22 protein-coding genes are annotated in these 24,076 nt (G+C 38.1%); all 22 read left to right on the forward strand.

All coding sequences use genetic code 11. The features are described from left to right. The first annotated feature begins 12 nt into the window (after positions 1-12). The 22 genes from G622_RS0101940 (at position 13) to hisZ (ending at position 24,076) form a co-directional block, all read left to right on the forward strand. Complete coding sequence (locus tag G622_RS0101940) at positions 13-1,365, forward strand: FtsW/RodA/SpoVE family cell cycle protein (protein WP_026509260.1); 1,353 nt, start codon at positions 13-15, stop codon at positions 1,363-1,365. Further along, positions 1,352-2,776, forward strand: a complete 1,425-nt coding sequence (locus G622_RS0101945; protein WP_026509261.1) for a peptidoglycan D,D-transpeptidase FtsI family protein — start codon at positions 1,352-1,354, stop codon at positions 2,774-2,776. Before G622_RS0101940 ends, G622_RS0101945 begins: the two co-directional genes overlap by 14 nt. Positions 2,777-2,779: 3 nt before the next feature. Beyond that, the gene (locus G622_RS0101950) at positions 2,780-3,118 is read left to right on the forward strand and encodes a hypothetical protein (RefSeq protein ID WP_155831402.1); all 339 of its coding nucleotides are present in this window, start codon (positions 2,780-2,782) and stop codon (positions 3,116-3,118) included. Then, positions 3,118-4,209 (forward strand): DUF2953 domain-containing protein, encoded by a 1,092-nt coding sequence (locus G622_RS0101955; RefSeq protein ID WP_026509263.1) that lies wholly within the window; start codon positions 3,118-3,120, stop codon positions 4,207-4,209. The genes G622_RS0101950 and G622_RS0101955 overlap by 1 nt, the downstream gene beginning before the upstream one ends. Before the next feature lie 17 nt (positions 4,210-4,226). After that, positions 4,227-4,619, forward strand: coding sequence for a GerW family sporulation protein (locus tag G622_RS21340; protein WP_044912829.1), 393 nt, complete (start codon positions 4,227-4,229; stop codon positions 4,617-4,619). An 87-nt stretch (positions 4,620-4,706) separates the two neighbouring features. Next, positions 4,707-5,240, forward strand: coding sequence for a hypothetical protein (locus tag G622_RS0101965; protein ID WP_026509264.1), 534 nt, complete (start codon positions 4,707-4,709; stop codon positions 5,238-5,240). Between the two features lie 199 nt (positions 5,241-5,439). Continuing rightward, positions 5,440-5,625, forward strand: a complete 186-nt coding sequence (rpmB, locus tag G622_RS0101970; protein ID WP_026509265.1) for a 50S ribosomal protein L28 — start codon at positions 5,440-5,442, stop codon at positions 5,623-5,625. Positions 5,626-5,778: 153 nt separating this feature from the next. After that, positions 5,779-6,141, forward strand: coding sequence for an Asp23/Gls24 family envelope stress response protein (locus G622_RS0101975; RefSeq protein ID WP_026509266.1), 363 nt, complete (start codon positions 5,779-5,781; stop codon positions 6,139-6,141). A 15-nt stretch (positions 6,142-6,156) separates the two neighbouring features. Beyond that, positions 6,157-7,929 (forward strand): DAK2 domain-containing protein, encoded by a 1,773-nt coding sequence (locus G622_RS0101980; protein WP_026509267.1) that lies wholly within the window; start codon positions 6,157-6,159, stop codon positions 7,927-7,929. A gap of 1 nt (position 7,930) precedes the next feature. Continuing rightward, positions 7,931-9,997, forward strand: coding sequence for an ATP-dependent DNA helicase RecG (gene recG, locus G622_RS0101985; protein ID WP_044956944.1), 2,067 nt, complete (start codon positions 7,931-7,933; stop codon positions 9,995-9,997). Between the two features lie 66 nt (positions 9,998-10,063). Next, on the forward strand, positions 10,064-10,930 hold the full coding sequence (locus G622_RS0101990; RefSeq protein WP_026509269.1) for a DegV family protein: 867 nt from the start codon (positions 10,064-10,066) through the stop codon (positions 10,928-10,930). A gap of 68 nt (positions 10,931-10,998) precedes the next feature. Beyond that, positions 10,999-12,921, forward strand: a complete 1,923-nt coding sequence (locus G622_RS0101995; protein ID WP_026509270.1) for a DNA gyrase/topoisomerase IV subunit B — start codon at positions 10,999-11,001, stop codon at positions 12,919-12,921. A gap of 75 nt (positions 12,922-12,996) precedes the next feature. Next, positions 12,997-15,234: a DNA gyrase/topoisomerase IV subunit A gene (locus G622_RS0102000; RefSeq protein WP_044956945.1), complete on the forward strand. Its 2,238-nt coding sequence runs from the start codon at positions 12,997-12,999 to the stop codon at positions 15,232-15,234. A gap of 16 nt (positions 15,235-15,250) precedes the next feature. After that, positions 15,251-15,802: a 16S rRNA (guanine(966)-N(2))-methyltransferase RsmD gene (rsmD, locus tag G622_RS0102005; RefSeq protein ID WP_026509272.1), complete on the forward strand. Its 552-nt coding sequence runs from the start codon at positions 15,251-15,253 to the stop codon at positions 15,800-15,802. Positions 15,803-15,835: 33 nt separating this feature from the next. Further along, complete coding sequence (locus G622_RS0102010) at positions 15,836-18,583, forward strand: Ig-like domain-containing protein (protein WP_026509273.1); 2,748 nt, start codon at positions 15,836-15,838, stop codon at positions 18,581-18,583. Positions 18,584-18,594: 11 nt separating this feature from the next. Beyond that, positions 18,595-19,104 carry a pantetheine-phosphate adenylyltransferase gene (gene coaD, locus G622_RS0102015; RefSeq protein WP_026509274.1) on the forward strand — a complete coding sequence of 170 codons (510 nt, stop codon included), beginning with the start codon at positions 18,595-18,597 and terminating at the stop codon, positions 19,102-19,104. Further along, entirely contained in the window at positions 19,101-19,751 is a 651-nt protein-coding gene (locus G622_RS0102020) for an HrpE/YscL family type III secretion apparatus protein (RefSeq protein ID WP_026509275.1), read from the forward strand. The genes coaD and G622_RS0102020 overlap by 4 nt, the downstream gene beginning before the upstream one ends. Before the next feature lie 127 nt (positions 19,752-19,878). Next, positions 19,879-20,586 carry a pseudouridine synthase gene (locus tag G622_RS0102025; protein ID WP_026509276.1) on the forward strand — a complete coding sequence of 236 codons (708 nt, stop codon included), beginning with the start codon at positions 19,879-19,881 and terminating at the stop codon, positions 20,584-20,586. Between the two features lie 16 nt (positions 20,587-20,602). Next, positions 20,603-21,205 carry a hypothetical protein gene (locus tag G622_RS0102030; protein ID WP_026509277.1) on the forward strand — a complete coding sequence of 201 codons (603 nt, stop codon included), beginning with the start codon at positions 20,603-20,605 and terminating at the stop codon, positions 21,203-21,205. A 14-nt stretch (positions 21,206-21,219) separates the two neighbouring features. After that, positions 21,220-22,272 (forward strand): RluA family pseudouridine synthase, encoded by a 1,053-nt coding sequence (locus G622_RS0102035; RefSeq protein WP_026509278.1) that lies wholly within the window; start codon positions 21,220-21,222, stop codon positions 22,270-22,272. Positions 22,273-22,341: 69 nt separating this feature from the next. Next, positions 22,342-22,875 (forward strand): Holliday junction resolvase RecU, encoded by a 534-nt coding sequence (locus tag G622_RS0102040; RefSeq protein ID WP_026509279.1) that lies wholly within the window; start codon positions 22,342-22,344, stop codon positions 22,873-22,875. Positions 22,876-22,963: 88 nt separating this feature from the next. Next, positions 22,964-24,076 (forward strand): ATP phosphoribosyltransferase regulatory subunit, encoded by a 1,113-nt coding sequence (gene hisZ, locus G622_RS21345; protein ID WP_044956947.1) that lies wholly within the window; start codon positions 22,964-22,966, stop codon positions 24,074-24,076.

The following is a 24,076-nucleotide window of genomic DNA, read 5'->3' on the forward strand; positions in this document are numbered from 1 at the left end:
GGTGCAGAATTTATGGAATTATACTTAACTGAAATATCAAAATATGTGATAGCAGGAAGTATGGCTGTTTACGCCTTTTTCAGCTTTCTTGTATTCATATATAAAGGAGAACGCAGAAGAAGGTGGATTTATTTTCTGCAGACAGTTTCGCTCTTTGCGACTCAGTTTGCGTGTTTTATTCAAATCATTGCACAGACGGGATCAAAGAGATATTTCTTTCTGCTCATGATTCAGTCACTGGTACTTATAAGTACCATTTCGCTATTCAGGCTGGTATATCCTGATGGGAACAGGCTAATTATCAATAATATGTGTATGCTTCTTATGGTAGGCATGATTATGATAACAAGAATATCCTATGGTAAAGGTATACGACAGTTCCTTATAGCATGTGCTTCAATTGTTATTGCATTTATAATACCTGAAATTATTTTCAGAATGGCATTTCTTGAGAGAGGCGGATGGATTTTTGCAGGGATAGGTATTGCAGTACTTGCCATTCTTTTGATATATGGTTCTGTTGCCAATGGTTCAAAGATAAATTTCAGGATTGCGGGACTATCTTTCCAACCTCAGGAATTGGTTAAACTTATATTTGTATTTTTTATTGCATCAATACTTTCAAGAAAAAAGGATTTTAAAACAGTAGTTTTGGTCTCTGTAATAGCGGCTATGCATGTGATCATACTGGTATTTTTAAAGGATCTTGGAAGTGCGCTGCTGTTCTTTGTAGTGTACATCTGCATGCTGTTTGTTGCTACAAACCAGCCCCTTTATATGATTGCAGGACTTGGTGCAGGAACAGCTGCAAGTGTAATAGCTTACAGGCTTTTTCCGCACATACAGCAAAGAGTTGCTGCCTGGAGTGACCCCTGGATAGATATAGATGCAACAGGATATCAGATTACCCAGTCACTTTTTGCAATAAGTGGCGGCGGTTTATGGGGACTAGGTCTTTATGGAGGTACACCTACTTCCATTCCGTACGTTGAAGAAGATTTCATGTTTGCTGCCATAGCTGAGGAACTTGGTATTGTTTTTGCATCATGTCTTGTTGCTGTGTGTATGTCAACCTTTCTTATGATACTTCTGGAAGGATATAAGATAAAAAGTATTTTCGGAAGATTATTATGCGTAGGAATGGGCGTTATGTACATCTTCCAGGTCTTCCTTACGATAGGCGGCGATTCAAAATTCATTCCTCTGACAGGTGTTACTTTGCCACTTGTAAGCTATGGTGGAACCTCAGTAATGGTTACGATAATCATGTTTGCATTTGTAGAGGGCGAATGTCTTGTAAGAACTGATGAACGTTATCAGGAATATTTAAAACGAAAGAGGGAGAAGATGAATGAAAGACGATAATAAATCTTATCCCATTATCTTTATTGGAATAGCATTTTTGCTGCTGTTTATCTCGATGGTAAGCTATATCTGTATTTATGCCATCAAAAATGAGAGAGTAATGTTTGATAACAGTTACAACGCTCATCAGCAGCTTTTAAAAACACAGAATACACGAGGCACAATTTATTCAAACGACGGACAGATACTTGCCAAGACAGTTACTGATGCCAATGGTAATGAAACCAGAGAGTATCCGTTCGGAAAAGTATTTTCACATGTTGTAGGGTTCTCGGTAAACGGAAGAAGCGGCATAGAGAATCTTGCCAATTATTATCTTATTAATTCAAATGCCACGCTTAAAAGTAAGGCAGAAGCTAAGGAGAATGAATTAAAATTCCCCGGGGATAATGTGTATACCACTCTTGATGTAGATCTTCAGGAGACTGCATTTGAAGCTTTATCGGCTCACAAAGGAGCAATTATTGTAACAGATGTTAAAACCGGTAAGGTTTTGGCTTTGGTATCAAAACCGGACTTTGATCCTGCTACAATTTTAAATGATTGGGAAGACATTACTTCTGATGAGAATAATACTCAACTTTTAAACAGAGTATCTCAAGGATTATATCCTCCCGGATCAACTTTTAAAATACTGACATCACTTGAATACTACAAGGAGTTTGGTGAAGATTATTTGGATTATCGCTATAATTGTAACGGTAAATTCGTTTCAGGTAACGATACCATTAAGTGCTTCCATGGAGAAAGTCACGGTGCACTCGATTTTCAGACTTCATTTGCAAAGTCCTGTAACTCATCCTATGCAAATATAGCTCTGCAGCTTGACAGGGCTAAATTTGGCAAAACGCTTGATGAACTTATGTTTAATGCAGATCTTCCGTGGGATATGAATTATTCTTCATCAACTGCGACCTGCGATGAGAATTTGAGTGACGGAGATACAATGCAGCTTGGAATTGGTCAGGGTGCCACCACGGTTACACCGCTTCACATGAACCTGATCACCATGGCTATAGCCAATGACGGCTTACTGATGAAGCCTTATTTTCTTGAAAAAGTTGTGACGGAAGATGGTAAGGTGCTTGAAAACTTTAAACCTTCTGAATATAAAACACTGATGACAAAAGATGAGTCATATTTTCTTAAAAATATGATGGAAAAAGTTGTAACTGTCGGAACAGCCTCCAGATTAAAGGGATTATCTTATTCTGCTGCAGGTAAAACAGGATCCGCGGAATTTAAGGACAGCACTTCTGACTCACATGCCTGGTTTACGGGGTATGCACCGGCTGAAGATCCGCAGATTGCCGTTACTATCATTGTAGAGAATGCGGGTTCCGGCGGCGAATATGCTGTACCGATTGCTAAGAGAGTTTTCGACTGTTATTTTAAAAAATCAGGGGAGTAAATTTTGTCTATAAAGGGGTTTTGTACATTCTATTCAAATTTATACATAGGTGAATCCATTAAAAATCCAAGACTTGTTAAGTGGAAGCTAAAACACGGAGCAGGTCAGCTTTTCATCTATGTGATCACTGCGCCCGAAATGGCAGGCGGTCAGCTTGAAATAAAGCACTGTGCTGTTCTTAAACAGAAGTATTATAAGCGGCACCCTGCATTTGTTTATGGAATCGCCGGAAGCTATAAGGAAGCTGTGGATATCATTGTAAAATTGTGCGATGAAGCAAATGAGAATGGCTTGACCGGAGATATAAAAGGTTATCTTGGAGGAGCGTTGGGGGATAATTGATGGGGACTGTTTTAACTGTCTTAAAAATAATAGGCATCGTACTTGGATCTATTCTGGCGCTCACATTATTAATTATTCTGCTGATATTATTTGTTCCTGTACGCTATAAGGTTGATGCTTTAATACAAGAGACAGATCTTGAGAAAGATGCTGATAAACTTAAAGATAATATTTCTGCATGTGCTTCATTTAGCTGGCTTCTTCATTTTATCAGCGGAGGCATTTCATATCCTGAATCAAAAGAGTTTTATATTAAAGTATTATGTTTTAAAGTCTATCCGCCGAAAAATAAAAAGAATGATGACTTAGAGGAATATGATCTCGAAGATGAGATATATAGTGAAAATCAGGATAAGCTTACAGAGATGGAAGAAGGTCTTCCTGAAGTGAAAGCTGAGGATGAAAGCGCTAAAACATCTGAGAATGAGCATGATATCGAGCAGCAGACTGAGGCCCCTTGGAATGAACATGCTATCGAACAGCAGACAGATGCCCAAAACACAGATGAAACTGCACCTGAAAAAGCAGCTGATTCTGCTGAGGATATTCCCTCAGAAACTGATGAGGAGAATATCCGGGAATCAGAAACGGAAGATGATTTTGAGGATGATGACAAGGGATTTTTTGATATTATTGAAAAAATCTTTGAGACAATTGCCAGAATAATCAAAGTACCACAGGATGTATTCACAAAAATCCAATATACAATATCTAGAATTTATGCTAAGATAGACATGGTAAAAAATACACTATCCAATGATATTTTCAAGCGTGCATTTGAAATTACCAAAAAGCATTTATTCAGAGTGATCAGGATGATTCTTCCAAAGAAATTCAAGGTGAACTTACTCGTTGGAATGGAAGATCCTACTGTAACTGCTGATATTCTCGCCGCTTATGGTGTTTTATATCCTGTAGTTTATAATAAGGTGTATGTTACGCCTGATTTTGATCGTAAAATCCTTGCAGGAGAAGCGCATATCAAGGGCAGAATTACAATTTTTACCATAGTTTTTTCTGCAGCAGTACTTTACTTTAACAAAGATGTAAAGAAAACTATCAAAAGATTCAACAAAATTATCAATTCATAGTTGGGGAGAGCTTTTTTATGGGAGATTCAAAGTTTAATTCCGTTGTGGATTCTCTAATGAATGGCATGAATACTATTATGGGAGCTAAGACTGTAGTTGGTGAACCCACTCAGGTTGGAGATACCGTAATTGTTCCGCTGGTAGATGTTTCCTTTGGGGTAGGGGCAGGTGCCAGTGATGCCGATAAAAAGAATTCCGGAGCCGGTGGCTTTGCTGCCAAGATGTCACCTAGCGCAGTTCTTGTAATTAAAAACGGACAGACGAAGCTGGTTAATATCAAGAATCAGGATGCTGTAACCAAAGTACTTGATCTTGTTCCGGATATTGCTGATCGTTTCTTGAATCGTGGCAATGACATGATGGATGATGACAGCGCTGTAGATATTGCCTTTCCTGAAGATGAGACCTGAGTTAATTTTGTAAGGCATATGGGAACATTCCAGCAAAAGCTGCTGTAAATTTTCTCATATAATTTTGTACGGTATAGGGGGTTCCGTATGGAAAAGTTCATTAGTGAAGAAAGAATTGACAAGGCAACCGAGGAAGAGCTCTTTGAAATGAAGCTATGGATTTATAAAGAGAGCCAGAGACTTGAACAGGAACAAATGGCAGTTGATCGTAAAGTGGCTGAGATCGAAGCAGAGATGAAAAAATTCCGCGACCGATTTCAGTTTGAGAGAAGTCGCCTTGAGCACGACAAACAAAAGCTACAGGATGACAAGGCTCTGTTTGATCAACAGATCGAGATTCTTAAAGAGGGCTTTGATAAGCTTAACATCGATAAGAAGAAACTCGAAAGAGAAAGAAAAAAACTTGAGCAGGAAAAGGGATATCTTAGAGAAGATGAATACAGCAGAGCTGAAATTTTCTTCCAGGGAGTTAATTCTCTTCTTGCATTGAAAAAAAGATACCGTGATCTTATGAAGATTTATCATCCCGATAACCTGTGTGGAGACCATAAGCTATGCGATATTATAAATGAGGAATATAATGTACTCCTCAGACAGTTTGATGCATATATGAAGGCCTGAATTACGGGGCGGCAGTAAAGATATTTAGTAAAAATTATTACTTTTTTGTAAATGTTGAATTTTTACTTGCAATCACTTAACATTTCTGCTATTATATCTGATGTTGCGAATATTTATTATGATTATAATGTTTTATGAGTTTTAAATAACTCAGTAGCAACTGGTTATTAACAAATATGGCTTATAAGGAGGTGTCAAAGTGGCTAAGTGTGAAGTTTGCGGCAAAAGCGTTCATTTCGGTAACAACGTAAGCCATTCCCATAGAAAGAGCAATAGAATCTGGAATGCTAACGTACATAAGGTTGCTGTTAAAGTTAATGGCGGAACACAGAGAATGAATGTTTGTACAAGCTGCCTCAGATCCAAAAAGGTTGAGCGTGCTTAATCTTATTTCATTGAAGTTTGTATTTAATTAAAGGATTCACGCAAGTGAATCCTTTTTTTATCTTTTATGAAATTTCTTCGAAATTCTTATTTCGCTTCATTTTTTTATCCGCTTAGTTTATAATCTTTTTATATGCTTTAATGGAGGTGCAGTATGAAGTCTACTTCAATGAATACCCATATGGGAAGTATCGCTATTGATAATGAAGTAATTGCTCAGTATGCAGGAGCTGTTGCCAATGAATGCTTCGGTATCGTCGGAATGGCTAATGTTAATATGGCTGAGGGTCTTGTTAGTCTGTTAAAAAAAGACAATATCAAGAGAGGTATTAATGTAACTGTCGGATCTAATCGAAAGCTTACATTAGATTTTCATGTAATAATTGCTTACGGTGTGAGCATTTCAGCTGTAACGGATAATCTTATAGATAATGTAAAATACAAGGTTGAGGAATTCACCGGCCTTGAAATAGAGAAGATAAATATCTTCGTTGAGGGCGTTCGCGTCATCGACTAAGGTCAAGGAGGTAGAATTTTGAGTAACACTATAAATGCGTCAGACGTGAAGAAGATGTTTCTTGCCGGCGCAAGTAATCTTAATGCAAAAAAAGAATGGATAAATGAGCTTAACGTATTTCCTGTTCCGGACGGAGACACAGGTACAAATATGACAATGACAATCATGTCTGCAGCTAAGGATGTAAAAGCACTTCCCGAAGATGTAGATATGGGTGTTCTTTGCAAGAATATTTATTCTGGTGCGATGAGAGGCGCAAGAGGTAACTCCGGCGTTATTCTTTCACAGCTTTTAAGAGGCTTTACAAAAGGCGTCCGTGACTATGATGAGCTTAATGTTCCGATTATTGCAGATGCTTTTGGTAAAGCTGTTGAGACAGCATATAAGGCAGTTATGAAGCCCAAGGAAGGAACAATTCTTACTGTTGCCAAGGGAGTTGCTGAGAAGGCTATGGAGCTTTCAAAGGAAGGTACCGAGGATTTAGCTGTTTTCTTTGAAGAAACAATTAAGTACGGTGATGTTGTCCTTTCAAAAACTCCTGAAATGCTTCCTGTTTTAAAACAGGCAGGTGTTGTAGATTCAGGCGGACAGGGTCTCATGCAGGTTCTTAAGGGAGCCCTTGATGCATTTCTCGGAAAGGAAATTGATTACAGTATAGATGAGGCTGCAGCTACACCTGTTCCGAAGAAAGCCAAGGCTGAAGCTGAAGTAGATATTAAGTTTGGCTATTGTACCGAATTTATTGTTCTTCTTAATAAGCCTTTAAATGTAAAGCAGGAGATTGATTTTAAAAGTTTCCTTGAGTCTATCGGTGACAGCATTGTAATGGTGGCAGATGATGAAATCTGTAAAGTACATGTTCATTCAAATGATCCCGGACTTGCTATCCAGAGAGCTTTAATGTATGGCCAGCTTTCTAACATGAAGATTGACAACATGCGCATGGAACATCGTGAGAAGCTTTTCCACGAGACAGAAAGCGGTGTTTATGCTGAGATAGAAACTGAGATTAACGGTGCTGCAGAATCAACACCTACATACAGTAAGGATGATGATATTCCTCTTAAAGGTGAAGCTTCTAAAGCAGAAGAACCCAAGTATGTAAATGCAGAGCATAAGGAAATAGGTTTTGTAGCTGTTTGTGCAGGCGAAGGACTTGCAGAGATTTTCAGAGGTCTTGGTGTTGACTACGTTATTGAAGGCGGCCAGACCATGAATCCCAGCACTGCCGATATTCTTGATGCTGCTTCTAAAGTTGATGCTGATACGGTTTTTGTGCTTCCAAATAATAAGAACATTATACTTGCCGCTAACCAGGCGAAGATAATGATGGATGATAAGGAAGGGGATAAGAAGATTATTGTTATTCCCACTAAGACAGTTCCTCAGGGTATTACAGCTGCCATTAACTTTATTCCCGGCGCTTCAGCACAGGAAAATGAAGAGGGAATGATTGAAGCAATAGCTTCAGTTAAGTCAGGTGAAATTACCTATGCTGTCCGAGACACAATGATTGATGATGTAACAATCAAGCAGGGCGACTATATGGGAATTGGTGATAACGGAATACTTGGCGTTGGTGGTGACATTGATGATGTTACCGAGATGATGATCAACAAGATTGCCGACGATTCTACTGAACTTATCAGCCTTTATTACGGATCAGATATTAAGGAAGATGAAGCAAATACACTCAGTGAGCGTATTGTTGCTAAATTCCCTAACTGTGACGTTGAAGTTCAGTATGGCGGACAACCGATTTACTATTATATTGTGAGTGCGGAGTAAAATGACGGGTAAGAAAAATCCATCACTAATTGAAAATGTATCTTCTTTAAAGGGCGTTGGCGATAAAAGCAGCGCCCTTTTTGAAAAGTGCGGAATAAAAAGTATTGAGGATCTTCTTGGATATTTTCCACGTGATTATGACATATGCAAAGAGATACAAAATGTATCCGATCTGCATGAAGGTGATGTAAGTGCCATAAGAGTAGTTCCTTCATCTAATATTGCCCTTAAACATGTAAGAAATTTGAGCATTCTTACATTTAAAGCTTCTGATACCACAGGAGATATTAACATTACTTACTTCAATATGCCTTTTATGAGAAACAATATTAAACCCGGACATCATTATGTTTTCAGAGGTATTGTTCAACGAAAAGGCAGAGGCTTTGTAATGGAACAGCCCAAGATGTATAAGACAGAGGATTATCTTGAGATAATGGGCTCAATGCAGCCAAAATATCCTTTGGTTAAGGGGCTCTCCAACCAGCTTGTAATAAAGGTGATGAAGCAGGCTATAAATATGACGCCATATCTTGAGGAGATGCTTCCGACATATATTAAAAGGCAGCTTGGGCTTCTTGATTATTCAGAGGCTGTACGGAAAATACATTTTCCTCTGAATACTGATGAATACAGGATAGCCAGAAAAAGAATTGCATTTAACGAGATTCTTGAGTTTATATTAAGACTGAGATTCCTGAAAAGAGAAGAAGAACAATCCATTAACGATTATTCTTACGAATCATCAAAAGCTCCTGATTCCCTGATTGAACAACTTCCATATAAGCTTACAGGTAAACAGCTTACAATCTGGAATGAGATAAAATCAGACCTTCGAGGACCTCATATAATGAACAGACTGATACAGGGTGATGTGGGTTCCGGTAAGACTATACTTGCATTTTTATCGCTTCTTTTTACTGCTGAAAACGGATATCAGGGAGCTATTATGGCACCTACTGAAGTTCTTGCCAGACAGCATTATGAAGGCTTCCTGGAAATGGCTGAAAAGTATGAGCTTCCCATCAGACCGGTACTTCTTGTGGGAGCGCTGACCGCTAAAGAAAAGAGGCTTGCTCTTGAAGGAATTGAGAATGGCAGTTTTAATTGTATCGTCGGTACAAATGCGCTAATTCAGGAAAAGGTGAATTATAAAGAGTTAGCTCTTGTAATTACTGATGAGCAGCACAGATTTGGCGTTTTGCAGAGAGAAAAGCTTTCTGATAAGGGTATGAATACTCATATTCTCGCAATGAGTGCTACTCCGATACCCAGAACGCTGGCTATCATACTGTACGGAGATCTGCATATTTCTATCCTTGATGAGATGCCTATGGGCAGAATTCCCATAAAGAACTGCGTAGTAGGAACTGAATACCGTCCCACGGCATATAAATTTATATATGACCAGGTAAAACAGGGGCATCAGGCGTATGTCATATGTCCTATGATTGAAGAAGGTGAAATGGACGGTGTAGAGAACGTATCTGACTATACAGAAAAGCTGATAAAGGCTTTGCCTTCAGATGTACATGTTGCGACATTACATGGAAAAATGAAGCCTTCTGAAAAGGATTCTGTAATGGAGGATTTTTCAAATGGACTGATAGATGTTCTGGTATCAACAACAGTAATTGAGGTCGGGATAAATGTTCCAAATGCAACCGTTATGATGATTGAAAATGCTGAAAGATTCGGACTTGCACAGCTTCACCAGCTAAGAGGCAGAGTGGGCAGAGGAAAAGCTCAGTCTTATTGCATTTTTATAAACACATCCGGAAGGGAAGAAGCAAAAGAGCGACTTTCAATCATGAATAATTCAAATGATGGATTCAGAATTGCCGAGGAAGATCTAAAGCAGAGAGGTCCGGGAGACTTATTTGGAATAAGGCAGAGCGGAGAAATGTCGTTTCATGTAGCAGATATCTATCAGGATGCTGCACTGATAAAGGAAGCCGCAAGCCTTGCAGACAGGCTTCTTTTGGAGGATCCTGACCTCGTAATGGAAGAAAATGCGCCTATTAAGCAATGGCTTATCTCAAATTCATTTGACTTTATGGCTCTATAAAAGTAAAATTTAGTAGAATATGTGATTTAATATACAATATATAGTGTAATTACTTGGAGGAAATCAATGTCTAAGGTAGCAATCATAACGGATACTAACAGTGGTATTATGCCTGCTGAGGGTGAGGCTCTTGGAATAAAAGTACTGCCTACGCCCTTTATGATTGATGGTGTTGAATATTTAGAGGGAATAAATCTTACACAGGAAGAATTTTTTAGAAAACTTGCTGATGGTGCCGACGTTTCAACAAGTCAGCCCAGTCCCGGTTCTACTATAGAGCTTTGGGACATCATGTTAAAGGATTATGATGAAATAGTATATATTCCACTTAGCAGTGGATTATCCAGTTCCTGTCAGACTGCTTTAATGTTGGCAGAAGATTATGAGAACAAGGTTTTTGTTGTTAATAATCAGCGCATTTCAGTAACCATGAGACAATCTGTCCTTGATGCAATTGAAATGCGTGACAAGGGTATGAGTGGTAAGGAAATAAAGGATAAGCTTGAAGAGGTAAAATTCGAGTCAAGTATTTATATTATGCTTGATACGCTTTATTACTTAAAGAAGGGCGGAAGAATAACACCGGCTGCTGCAGCACTTGGAACTTTGCTCAAGCTTAAACCCGTTTTACAGATACAGGGTGAAAAACTTGATGCTTTTGCAAAGGCAAGGACTGTGACACAGGGTAAGAATATTATGATCAATGCTGCTATGTCAGATATTGAGAATAGATTTGGCGGCTTAGATGCACATGATGTTCATCTGAGCGGTGCTTATTCTTATGATCTAGAGAAAGCGAATGAGTTCAAGGCAGAAGTAGAAGCCGCTTTTCCGGGCTACAAAATGCATATGGATCCTCTTTCTCTTGTAGTATCCTGTCACATTGGCCCCGGAGCTCTTGCTATTGCATGCTCAAAAAAAATACACATTTAAATTTCCGTTTGTTTCATTTTCCTACAAACGGCATTAGAAAAAAGTTTTAGTAAGGTTGGGAAAGTTTTATGTCTGAAATGAATAACTATGATGCATCGAGCATTACAGTTCTTGAAGGTCTTGAAGCTGTAAGAATGAGACCCGGTATGTATATCGGCAGTGTTTCTACGAGAGGATTGAATCACCTCGTATACGAAATAGTAGATAACGCTGTTGATGAACATTTAGCAGGGCATTGTTCTCAGATCACGGTTACGCTCAATCCTGACGGAAGCGCAACTGTAGAGGATAATGGTAGAGGTATCCCTGTTGGAATGCATGCAAAAGGGATCACGGCTGAGCGTGTTGTTTTAACTATGCTTCACGCAGGTGGTAAATTTGATAATGCAGCTTATAAGACAAGCGGTGGTCTGCACGGTGTAGGTTCATCCGTTGTAAATGCTCTGTCTACCTGGCTCAAGGTTCAGATCAGAACCGATGGTCAGATCTATGAAGATGCGTATGAAAGAGGCGTTCCCACTGTACAATTAAAGGATGGTCTGTTAGAACCGGTAGGTAAAACAAGAGAGCATGGTACTACGATTTCTTTTTTACCTGATCCTACAATCTTCGAAAAGACCAGATTCAGAGAGGAAGATATAAAGTCCAGACTTCATGAGACTGCTTATCTTAATCCTGAACTCAGAATTATTTTCATCGATGACAGACCGGGAACCGAGGAGTATATCGAGTTCCACGAGCCTGAGGGAATTACCGGCTTTATCCGCGATATGAATAAATCAAAGGAAACCGTTACGGATGTCATTTTCTATAGTGGTGAAAGTGACGGAGTTTCTGTTGATGTCGCTTTTCAGTATGTCAATGAATTCCATGAAAATATACTTGGTTTTTGTAATAACATCTATAATGCCGAGGGTGGTACACACCTCACCGGTTTTAAAACCATGTTTACCAATATAATCAATCAATATGCAAGAGAGATCGGTGTACTTAAGGATAAAGACAATAATTTCAACGGAACCGATGTCAGAAACGGTATGACTGCTGTAGTCAGCATCAAGCACCCCGATCCCAGATTTGAAGGTCAGACCAAAACAAAGCTTGATAACCAGGATGCAGCAAAGATTGTTTCACAGATAACCGGTGATGAGGTAACAAGATTTTTCGACAGAAATTTGGAAGTCTTAAAATCTATAATCGGATGCGCTGAAAAGGCTGCAAAAATAAGAAAAACAGAGGAGAAAGCCAAGACTAATCTTTTGACTAAGCAGAAGTACTCCTTTGATTCAAATGGTAAGCTTGCGAACTGTATCAGTAAAGACGCTTCAAAATGTGAAATCTTTATCGTAGAGGGTGATTCTGCGGGTGGTAGTGCTAAAATGGCGAGAAACAGAGAGTTTCAGGCTATTTTACCTATTCGCGGAAAAATCCTTAACGTTGAAAAGGCAAGCATAGATAAGATTCTGGCAAATGCAGAGATTAAAACTATGATCAATGCTTTTGGATGCGGCTTTTCTGAAGGATATGGCAATGACTTTGACATATCAAAGCTTAGATATGACAAGATTGTTATTATGGCTGATGCCGATGTAGATGGTGCTCATATTGCAACACTTCTTCTTACATTGTTCTATAGATTTATGCCTGAGCTGATTTTCGAAGGACATGTCTATATTGCAATGCCGCCTTTATATAAGGCTATGCCCAGCAGAGGCAAGGAAGAATATCTCTATGATGATGCAGCACTTGAGAGATATCGTAAGAACCATAAAGGCTCATTTACACTTCAAAGATATAAAGGTCTTGGTGAAATGGATCCTCAGCAGCTTTGGGAAACAACTCTTGATCCTGAAAACAGAATGATGAGACTTGTAGAAATTGAAGATGCAAAGATGGCTTCACACATGACCGAGCTTCTTATGGGGAACGATGTCCCTCCGAGAAGAGATTTTATACATCAGCATGCTACAGATGCTGAGCTGGATGTTTAATATACAGACATTCACTGGATTTGATGATAACGAATTTTAAAATAAGTCTATAAATATCTAAATGAGGTTTACATAATGGAAGAAAAACTGATTCGTTCCGAATATTCGGAAATAATGCAAAAGTCATACATAGACTATGCAATGAGTGTAATTGTAGCTCGTGCACTTCCGGATATCAGGGATGGTCTTAAACCTGTTCAGCGCAGAACTTTATACGATATGTACGGGCTTGGTATCAGATATGACAGACCATATCGTAAAAGCGCCCGTATAGTCGGTGATACCATGGGTAAATATCATCCCCATGGTGACAGCTCTATATATGATTCACTGGTTGTTATGACCCAGGACTTTAAGAAGGCGGTTCCACTGGTTGACGGTCATGGTAACTTTGGAAATATTGAGGGTGATGGAGCAGCTGCCATGCGTTACACAGAAGCAAGGCTTGCTCAGATTACTCAGGAGAATTTCCTTGCAGATCTTGATAAGGATGTAGTTGATTTTATTCCAAACTTTGACGAAACTGAGCGTGAACCTACCGTTTTACCTGTTAAAATCCCTAATTTTCTGATAAATGGATCTGAAGGTATTGCAGTAGGTATGGCAACAAATACTCCGCCACACAATCTGGCAGAAGTAATTGATGCAGAGATTGCTTTCATGCAAAATCCGGAGATGACAACTAAACAGCTCATGAAATATGTCAAAGGTCCGGATTTCCCTACAGGTGGAATCGTAATAAATAAGGACGACCTTCGCTCAATCTATGAGACAGGACAGGGTAAGGTTCGCATTCGTGGTAAGGTTGACGTTGAAAAGGGTAAAGCCGGTCATATAAATCTTATTATTTCTGAGATTCCTTATACAATGATTGGCGCCGGAATTGGAAAATTCCTTTCAGATGTTGCTGAGCTTGCGGAGAAGAAAGTAACCAATGACATAATTGATATTTCAAACCAGTCTTCAAAAGAGGGAATCCGTATTGTGATCGAGCTTAAGAAGGATACGGATGTTGAGAATTTTACAAATCTCCTTTATAAGAAGACCAAGCTTGAAGATACCTTTGGTGTAAATATGCTTGCAATTTCTGACGGAAGACCGGAAACTATGAGTCTTCAGTCAATAATGAAGGCTGTAGTCAACTTCCAGTTTGAAACAGCTACCAGAAAGTATACTACACTGCTTCATAAGGAACAGGACAAAAAGGAAATTCAGGAAGGTCTTATTAAGGCCTGCAATGTAATTGATATCGTAATCGAAATTCTCAGAGGTTCAAAGGACAGACCTATGGCTAAGGATTGCCTTGTAAACGGTAACACTGAAGGCATCAGGTTTAAGAGTGAAGCCTCAAGAGCAATGGCTGCCCAGCTACTTTTCACAGAAAGACAGGCTGACGCTATTCTGGAGATGAGACTTTACAAATTAATAGGTCTTGAACTTGAAGCTCTCGTAAAGGAACATGAGGACACTATCGCAAAAATATACCGATATGAGGATATTCTTGAGGATCACGAGTCAATGTCTCTTGTAATTCAAAATGAACTCAGTGAGATCAGAAAGAAATATGCCGTTAAGCGTAGAACGGTTATTGATAACGTTGAAGAGGCTGTTTATGAAGAAAAGCCGGTTGAAGAGATCGATGTGGCATTTATCATGGACAGATTTGGTTATGCCAAGACCATTGATGTAACTACTTATGAAAAGAACTTTGATACTATCAAGAATGACTTCAGATTTTCATTTGTAATGAAAAATACCGGTAAGGTATGTATATTTACAGCTAATGGTAATCTGCATACTATCAAGGCACTGGATCTTCCACAGGGAAGAATGAGAGATAAAGGTGTACCGATTGATAACCTGAGTGACTTTGACACGACCAGTGACCAGATAATATACGTTTCAAGCCAGAGCAATCTCAACCTGTATAGAATTATGTTTGTTACTAAACAGGCTAATATGAAGATAGTTGACGGTGGCGAGTTTGATGTTACAAGAAGAACAGTTGCCGCAACAAAGCTTGCAGAAGGCGATGAGGTTGTAAGTGTTCATGAGCTGCATGAGATAAATACTGTTGTACTTCAGTCTGAGGCAGGATTCTTCCTTAGATTTAGCATCGACGAAGTTCCAGAGAAGAAAAAGGGAGCTGTTGGTGTCAGAGGAATGCGTCTTTCTGCCAAAGATTCTGTAAGAGATGTGTACTATCTTAAAGAAGCTGATGAGCAATCAATTGAACACAATGGCAAGGATTTAAAGCTTGATCATCTAAAGATAACAAGCAGAGATACTAAAGGCACAAAAGTAAGATTATAAAAAAATTGGAGATAAAATGAGAGTAATAGCTGGTGAGGCAAGACGCCTGAGACTCGTAACACCTGAAGGTAACGATACGAGACCTACACAGGATAGAATTAAAGAAACTCTTTTCAATATGCTTCAGAATGATGTTCCGGGAGCTGTATTTATAGATGTCTTTGCAGGAAGCGGCGGAATAGGAATTGAAGCTCTTTCAAGAGGTGCAAAAAAGGCATATTTTATTGAGAACAATATTAAGGCTGTTAAATGCATCAATCAGAATCTGCAGACTACTAAATTCGAAGACAGGGCAACTGTTTTAAGACAGGATGTCCTTGTGGGTCTGAAAAATATAAAGGAAAAAGAGGTTGATCTTATTTTTGTAGATCCGCCTTATGAATCAGGTCTGTATGAAAGGACTTTCGAACTCTTGGGACGTTTGCCATATGTTACCGAGTATACGATGCTGATTGCAGAATGCAATCTTGATATGGATCTGTCAGTATTTGAAGATGCAGGATTTGAAATTATCAAAGAGAAAAGATATAAAACAAATCAGCACGTATTTCTAAAAAAGGCTATTTAATATAATCGGGGACTATTGAAAGGAAGTAATAAGGTGAGAAAAGTTTTTTGGGGTAAGAGTATTCTGGCGCTATCACTGGCTTTTGCCATAATGGTTGAAAACAGTGCTGCTTTAACCGTAAATGCATCAGAAATTAACGACATAAATGTAACCGAAGAAATCACAGGCAATGAGGATTTTGGCACTGCAGATGAAAATAATTCAGCTGCAGAAGAGAATAATTCAACTGTTGATGTTATAACCAGTTCAATATCAGATGATAGTTCTTCAAGTGATGATAATTCTTCCAATACTGTTGGAGCAGTTGCTGAGAGTACTGATGAAGCTGCAGGTAATAATATTACTACTGATCAGCTTGAAAATACATCAGATGGTGATTTAGCAGTTACTGATGGTAATGCTGATAAAGCAGAATCTGAAGAAGCTTCTGAGAATTCAGAGTCTGATCAAAATGCCGGAATATCAGACACAGCCAATGATCAGGAGATTCAAAATCCTTCTGATGCCGAAAATAAGACTGATGAAGAGTTGGCAGCTGAAAGTGAAGTATCTGACGGCAATGCAAATGCTGAAGAATCTGAAGCATTTGACTTTGTAGGAATTGTAGACGGCTACAAGATAATTCTTCACGCTGATGCGGGCGTTGTACCTGCCGGAACTGAAGCTGTTGTTCGTAAAGTGAACAAAGTAGCAGGCGTAAAAACAGATGAGCTTGTAAATGATGTATTACCTGCAGAATCAGCTGTATATGAATCTGCATCCTTTGATATTTCATTATTTAATAATGGTGTAGAAATAGAACCGGAAGGCAATGTTTCAGTTGATATCGTACTTGCTGATGAACTTACTGACGCAAAGGAAGATGGTGATTCTACATCTCTTCAGGTCTTTCATATTGAGGATGACCTTACAACAACAGAGGTAAATGCTGACGTTACACAGAATTATGGTTTGAACAGTGCTAATGATAATGCTACAGATATTTATGGAGATACAGAAGAGACTGTTGTACATTATGATGCTGACAGTTTCTCAGTTTATGATGTTTCTGTTGTATTAAACTTTACCACATCTGATGCGATAGCAGAACTTAACCCCGTATATGAAGGCGTAATTGATGCAAACAAAGAGGAACTTGATTTATTGGCTTCAGGCCTTGATTCAACTGTAAATGTTAAAACTCTTTTAGCATCCGGAGGAAAATGTACTTCTACTCAGGAAATGGGTGAAGCTGTAAGAAGAGGAATAATGGCGAGACAATCTCTCATTACTGTCGATTTTAAGCTTCCTGGAATTTATAATGAATTAACAATCGTAAACGAGCTTTATGACGTAATGATTGAGCATACCGGTGTTCCTAATGAAGGCGATTATGTAAGATGGGCTTATTGTGAAAACAGTTATCAGACTACAAAAGCATATGCTAATGACATGACCTATGGTACTTTTCAAATTAGCTTCATTTATACCCATAGTGCACAGCAGGAAATTGAAACAACCAATGCCATTAATTCCCTGGTAAATAAGTTAAAGCTTACAAGTCTTAAATCTGATTATGATAAAGCAAAAGCGGCTTATGACTGGATATGTAAGAATGTAACTTATGATCATGATTTTCAAATAAAACAATCCTATGGTGATTACAGTCCGTATTCATGTTATTCTGCTGCTATAAAGCATTATACTGTATGTGAAGGTTACTCACTTTTATTTTACAGAATGATGCTAATGAGCGGTGTAGATGCAAGACTTATACCGGGAGATGGTGGTCGAGCAGGGGCGACAGGAGCTCATGGATGGAACATTGTAAAGATAGGTAATATTTATTACAATGTTGATTCGACATGGGGTTCAGAGTTTAGCGACAAATCAGTATGGTTCCTTAAAGGAAGTAAAAACTTCGATACTGTTTCAGTCAGTGTAAATGGAAGACGTATAACTTATTTGCATAGTCGTTATGATCCTTATAATACTAATGAATTCCACAGAATTTATCCTACAAGTGTTAACGACTATAATAACGTAAACTATAATTCAGCACCTGTTAGTATTTCCATTAATACACCCAATGCAATGGTTGGCGTTGGACAGTCAATCCAGCTGACTGCTACTGTAAGCAATAACAAGGGCGTAATATGGAGTTCATCAGACAGTGCCGTTGCTACTGTATCCGATGCAGGTATAGTGACCGGTTTAAAGAATGGTGAATGTGAAATATTTGCTACATCTGTTTACGGTGGTAAAAAGGCAAGATGCCGTGTTCTTGTAACGGATGGACGAGTAAAAACTGTTGAAGTAGCTGCAAACACAATCAGCATATTTGAGGGTAGCAAGGCAAATGCCAACGCTTCCGTATTCCCTGAGTGGGCAGTTAATAAAGCCATTAGGTATAAGTCCTCTAATAAGAAAATTGCATCTGTCAATAAGAATGGTGTCATAACGGCAAAGAAGAAAGGTAAATGTGTTATTACCTGTACTTCAGCTGATGGTGGCTATCAGGCTCAGATAAAAGTAGTTGTAAAAAAAGCAACCAGAGTCAAGTCAATTAAATTGACAAAGAAAAAAATAAAACTTACTGTCGGAGCAGGTGCTACATTGGGCGTTAAGTTCAATCCAAGAAAAGCTACGAACAAAGAACTTACATGGAAGAGCAGCAAACCCGGTATTGTATCTGTAGATGCAGCAGGAAATATTATTGCTTTGTCAAAGGGTAAAGCAAAGATTACTGCTAAGTCGGTAGATGGTAAACATAAAGCTACATGTACTGTAGTAGTTAAGTAAGAGGTTTAAGTATGAAAATAGCAGTTTATCCTGGAAGCTTTGATCCCATAACATTGGGGCATTTGGATATTATTAGAAGAGCATCAGAAATGTTTGATAAACTGGTAATTGTCGTTAGCGTCAATACAGCCAAGCATCCGTTGTTTTCAGCGGATGAACGTGTTAAGATGATTAAAGAGGCTACATCAGATCTTGATAATGTCGAGATTGATTCGTATGAAGGATTGATAATTGATTATTGCAAAGAGAATAATATCAAGATCCTTCTTAGAGGATTACGAGCAATTACTGATTTTGAGTATGAGCTTCAGATTTCACAAACAAACAGAGCTTTTTCAAAAAATGAAGTAGATACCGTTTTCCTTACAACAAGCCTTGAATACGCATATCTAAGCAGTTCTACGGTGAGAGAATTCGCCAGCTTTCATGGGGATATAAGCCATTGCGTTACTCCTTATGTAGCACAGATGGTTTATAAAAAATATGGATATGATAATAAACATGGGAGGAAACAACTATGAGCAGCAGAATTGAACAATGCATTGATGAAATTGAGACTTACATTGACAACTGCAAGCATCAGCCCCTGTCACATGGAAACATTATTGTTAACAAGGAAGAGATAGATGATCTTCTAAGGGAACTTCGAAGTAAAACTCCTGAAGAAATCAGACGTTATCAGACTATTATTAGTAATAAAGAATCCATCTTAGAGGATGCCAGAAAAAAAGCCAAGGATCTTATAGATAAGGCTACAGAACAGACACATGCAATGATTAATGAGCATGACATTATGCAACAGGCTTATGCTCAGGCAAATGAAGTGATCGCTCATGCTGCTAAGCAGGCTGAGGATATTCTTACTAAATCAACCAATGAAGCAAATCAGATGAAGGCTGCAGCAGTAGCTTATACAGATAATCTTTTGGCAGAAGTTGAGGTAATTGTAAACAAGGCAATTGATACAACAAGTGCCAGCAATAATGCATTACTTAGAGATCTTACTGCTTACAGTGAGACCATTAAATCAAACAGAGCAGATTTAGTACCTCCCAGTGTTAACCCTTCGAATGTAAGAGAGCCTCAGAGGGCATCAGCAAATGTATCTGAGATAACTCCTGAAGGCGGTTATGCAGATGAGGCTGATCTGAATCTGGATATGTTATAAAGACCGGTCCCGTACTGTGCATTAAGACAAGCTATTTTGTTTGTTATACTCAGTCAAATGACTATTCAAATTGTAATATGGCTGTCGCAATTTTAATCCTGCGACAGCTATTTCTATTAAGGATGATATGAGATTAGATAAATTTTTAGGTGATTGTTCACTTGGAACAAGAAAGCAGTTAAAAGAATACATAAAAAACGGAATGGTAACAGTTGATGGCGCTGTTGCCAATAAACCGGAAATGCCCGTTGATCCGGAGAAAAATGAGATTATATTCGCCGGTGAGAATCTGACCAGGGATTATAAAAAGTACAGGTATTACATTTTGAATAAGCCCCAGGGTGTTGTTTCTGCTACCCGTGATAATCATGATAAGACCGTTCTTGATCTTATTGATACAGGTTATGACAAAGACCTGGCTCCCGTTGGAAGACTTGATAAAGATACGGAGGGACTCCTTATTATAACTAATGACGGAAAACTGTCCCATCGTTTATTATCACCTAAAAAGCATGTTGAAAAGGAGTATGAAGTACATACTAAAAAACATGTTTCAGATGAGGATTTAAGAAAGCTTGAGAATGGACTTGATATAGGTGACGAAGAGCTTACACTTCCTGCAAAAGCATTTATCGAAAATCAGGATGGAACTGAAATATTGCATCTTATTATACATGAAGGGCGTTTTCATCAGGTTAAAAGAATGCTTGAAGCCATAGGCAATGAAGTTACATTTTTAAAAAGAATAAGGATGGGTCAATTAGTTCTCGATTCCGCATTATTGCCGGGAGAATATAGAGAGCTTACTAATGATGAGCTGAATTTATTAAAGTAATTATTTTGAGGTAAGTATGAGAAGAGTTGCAAAAGGAAATTTTGGATATATTGAGTATAATAGAAAATTTGCGGCAGTAAGAACTGTTATTGCCCTTGCTATATGCCTTATTATTTTCTTTACAGGACTAATTATTTATAAGTCTAATAAAAGTGCATTTAGTATAATTGCCGCCATTGGATGTCTTCCTACAGGACTTAGTGCAGTGAATTTAGTGATGTATTTAAGAGCACATCCGTGTTCAAAAAAAGCATATGACATAATTGAAGCTCACAGAAACGGTCTTCTTATCAGATATGATCTTGAAATGACAAGCTATGATGAGAACTACGGCATTGCAGCAGCTACAGTTCTTGATAAGAATGTCGTATGCTACACTGAGGATAACACCCTTGATACCGTTAATTGTGAGAAACATATCAAAAATCAGATATCTCAGAGTGGTTACAGTAATTATACTGTTAAAGTGTTTAAGGATATTAATGCTTTCTGTTCAAGGCTTGATCAGCTTGAACAGATAAGGGTAACAAAGAAAATCGATCCGCAGGCCATAGAAGATGCATGGGTTCCCGGAACAGTAGAAACCTGTGCTTTAGTCCTGCTTTCTATTTCACTTTAATAAAGGTATAAGTAATGAAGGAAATAAAAGTAGATAACAATTCAAGCGGCAAAAGATTTGATAAATTTCTTGGGACTTATTTTTCAGAATGTTCCATGGGTTTTATTTTTAAAATGCTTAGAAAAAAGAATATTACCCTTAACGGAAAAAAGGCAACCGGTAAAGAAATATTACAGAACGGAGATACGATATCTGTATTCTTTTCAGATGAAACCTTCAATAAGTTTGTAAATGTACACATAAAATCATCTGAAACCACTGAAGATAAAAGTCTTACCGAGTATGAGAAAGCCTTTAAAAAGCTTAAAAGTATTGAAATAATCTATGAAGATGATGATATTTTACTTATAAATAAGCCTGCTGGAATATTATCACAAAAGGCTGAGTTTAAGGATATCAGTGTTAATGAGTGGCTTATTGGATATCTTTTGAATACCGGATTTATAACTCCTGAATCTCTGGGAGTTTTTAAGCCATCCATCTGTAACAGACTTGACAGGAATACTTCAGGTCTTCTTATTTGTTCCAAATCCCTTCCGGGAGCAAGAAAATCAGCAGAAATGTTGAGGGAAAGGTCTGTTCATAAGTATTACAGAACAATAGTTTCAGGTAATGTTACAAGTGATGAACATATATCAGGCTATCTGATTAAGGATGAAAGAAAAAATACTGTAAAACTATATGGTGATAATGATGATTTCTCCGGAATAGATAGAAATAAATTATCACGAATTGAGACATCATACAAAGTTATTGGATATAAAAGCTTTACTATAAATGGTAAAAGTCAGGCATTTACCGAACTTGAAGTGTTGTTACACACGGGTAAAACGCATCAGATAAGAGCGCATCTATCTTCAATAGGGCATCCTCTTATTGGCGATGCTAAATACGGACATCAAAAGGTTAATGAATATTTTTCAAAAAATTATGGTTTAAAATTCCAGCTTCTTCATTCTTATAGACTTGAATTTCCGTCTATAGAGGGAGAGCTTTCAGGTCTTTCCGGCAAGTCTTTTGTTGCTCCTTTACCTGATTTATATAAAAATATAGCCAATATCTGTTAGTATTTCTTCGGTTACTGTTAATGATGTTTACGATAATATTATTAAAGTAATGTTTATAGAGGTGAATGAATGGCAACTTGGAATTCAAGAGGTCTGAGGGGGCAGGCCTTGGAAGAATTGATAAACAGAACCAATGAGAAATATCAGGATGAAAATCTTGCACTTATCCAGAAAATTCCTACACCAATAACCCCAATAAGAATTGATAAAGAAACCAGACATATTACACTGGCATACTTTGACCAAAAGAGCACTATCGATTATATAGGTGCTGTTCAAGGTATACCGGTTTGTTTTGATGCAAAAGAATGCGCTAAAGATACATTTGCACTTGAAAATATACATGCCCATCAGGTTTCATTTATGGAGAGATTTGAAAAACAGGATGGTATAGCATTCTTTCTGATCCATTTTACAAGCAGGGGAGTATTCTACTATTTACCATTCAGACATTTGAAAAACTATTGGGACCGGGCATTAGCCGGTGGCAGAAAGAGCTTCACCTATGAAGAACTTGATCCTGAGTATGTTATTTCCGATGACTCCGAAGCTTTTATTCCATACCTTGATCTCATGCAAAAGGATTTAGCACAAAGAGATTGACAAACAAATTGTATTCTTATAAACTAAAATAAATTTAACATAGTAATGAGTTAGCACGTTACCGTATTAAAGTGCAGAGGGACATTTTATGAATCGAAGACTTTTACACACACCTGAAGGTGTCAGGGATTTATATGGAACAGAATGCAGTGACAGATCTTTTGTGAAAAATGTTATTTGCAAAAAGATGTTTGGCTTTGGATTTGAGGAAATAGATACTCCTACATTTGAATATTTTGATGTTTTTTCAGAGGAGATAAGTGACAACAGTGCAAGGGAGCTCTACAAATTCTTTGATAAGGACGGCGTGACGATGGTTTTGCGTCCGGACTTTACTCCTTCTGTTGCGCGATGCGCAAGTAAGTATTTTCTAGAAGACGATGAGCCTTTAAGATTCTACTATAGTGGCAAAGCTTTTCTTAATACAAATAATCTCCAGGGCAAGCTTAAGGAATCAACTGAAATAGGTGCAGAGCTTATGAACGATGGCTCAATCTATGCTGATGCGGAAATGATCGCATTACTGGTTGAATCAATATCTTCAACAGGCCTTCAGGACTTCAAGGTAAGTATAGGTGATGCAGATTATTATTACGGAATCTGTGAAGAAGCCGGAATAGATTTTGATACAGAGGAAGATATCAGAGAGCAACTCGTAAACAGAAATGCCTTTGCAGCTGACAGAATTATGGAAGAATATGGTGTTTCTGAGAAATATCGTGAACTTATAAGAAGTGTTTCAACCTGTATTGGTAATGCAAATGTTCTTGAGGAAGCAGGGCGCCTTGTTAATAACAAAAGGTCAACATATGCCATAAAGCATTTACAGGAACTATATCAGGTGCTTTGCAGTTACGGAATTGAAGAATATATATCTTTTGACCTTGGTATGCTCAGTAAATTCAATTACTATACGGGAGTTGTGTTCGGCGCATATACCTATGGTGTTGGAGATGCCATCGCCAAGGGTGGACGATATGACAACCTGCTTGAAAGATTTGGAAAAAGTGCTCCGTCCATTGGATTTATGATAAATCTTGATGATCTAATGACAGCTCTTTACAGACAAAAGGTTGAAATCCCGAAGAGAGAAGCTCAGATCACTATCGAATATACTGCTGATAATTTTACAGAAGCACTAAGTAAGGCAAAGACTTTAAGAGCTGAAGGCAAGCGCGTTATCTTGAAAGGAGCAAATTGA

Origin of the sequence: Butyrivibrio sp. LC3010, from assembly GCF_000424385.1 — a bacterium.
Taxonomy (GTDB): Bacteria; Bacillota; Clostridia; order Lachnospirales; family Lachnospiraceae; genus Butyrivibrio.

Excerpts from the sequence above, each read along its gene's own strand:
- G622_RS0101955 (WP_026509263.1), top strand. The coding sequence starts at position 3,118 with ATGGGGACTGTTTTAACTGTCTTAAAAATAATAGGCATCGTACTTGGA.
- G622_RS0101990 (WP_026509269.1), top strand. The coding sequence starts at position 10,064 with ATGTCTAAGGTAGCAATCATAACGGATACTAACAGTGGTATTATGCCT.
- G622_RS0102040 (WP_026509279.1), top strand. The coding sequence starts at position 22,342 with ATGGCAACTTGGAATTCAAGAGGTCTGAGGGGGCAGGCCTTGGAAGAA.
- rsmD (WP_026509272.1), top strand. The coding sequence starts at position 15,251 with ATGAGAGTAATAGCTGGTGAGGCAAGACGCCTGAGACTCGTAACACCT.
- G622_RS0102000 (WP_044956945.1), top strand. The coding sequence starts at position 12,997 with ATGGAAGAAAAACTGATTCGTTCCGAATATTCGGAAATAATGCAAAAG.
- G622_RS0101975 (WP_026509266.1), top strand. The coding sequence starts at position 5,779 with ATGAAGTCTACTTCAATGAATACCCATATGGGAAGTATCGCTATTGAT.
- hisZ (WP_044956947.1), top strand. The coding sequence starts at position 22,964 with ATGAATCGAAGACTTTTACACACACCTGAAGGTGTCAGGGATTTATAT.
- G622_RS0101945 (WP_026509261.1), top strand. The coding sequence starts at position 1,352 with ATGAAAGACGATAATAAATCTTATCCCATTATCTTTATTGGAATAGCA.
- G622_RS0101995 (WP_026509270.1), top strand. The coding sequence starts at position 10,999 with ATGTCTGAAATGAATAACTATGATGCATCGAGCATTACAGTTCTTGAA.
- G622_RS0102030 (WP_026509277.1), top strand. The coding sequence starts at position 20,603 with ATGAGAAGAGTTGCAAAAGGAAATTTTGGATATATTGAGTATAATAGA.
- recG (WP_044956944.1), top strand. The coding sequence starts at position 7,931 with ATGACGGGTAAGAAAAATCCATCACTAATTGAAAATGTATCTTCTTTA.
- G622_RS0102020 (WP_026509275.1), top strand. The coding sequence starts at position 19,101 with ATGAGCAGCAGAATTGAACAATGCATTGATGAAATTGAGACTTACATT.
- G622_RS0102025 (WP_026509276.1), top strand. The coding sequence starts at position 19,879 with ATGAGATTAGATAAATTTTTAGGTGATTGTTCACTTGGAACAAGAAAG.
- G622_RS21340 (WP_044912829.1), top strand. The coding sequence starts at position 4,227 with ATGGGAGATTCAAAGTTTAATTCCGTTGTGGATTCTCTAATGAATGGC.
- G622_RS0101940 (WP_026509260.1), top strand. The coding sequence starts at position 13 with ATGGAATTATACTTAACTGAAATATCAAAATATGTGATAGCAGGAAGT.
- G622_RS0101965 (WP_026509264.1), top strand. The coding sequence starts at position 4,707 with ATGGAAAAGTTCATTAGTGAAGAAAGAATTGACAAGGCAACCGAGGAA.
- G622_RS0102035 (WP_026509278.1), top strand. The coding sequence starts at position 21,220 with ATGAAGGAAATAAAAGTAGATAACAATTCAAGCGGCAAAAGATTTGAT.
- coaD (WP_026509274.1), top strand. The coding sequence starts at position 18,595 with ATGAAAATAGCAGTTTATCCTGGAAGCTTTGATCCCATAACATTGGGG.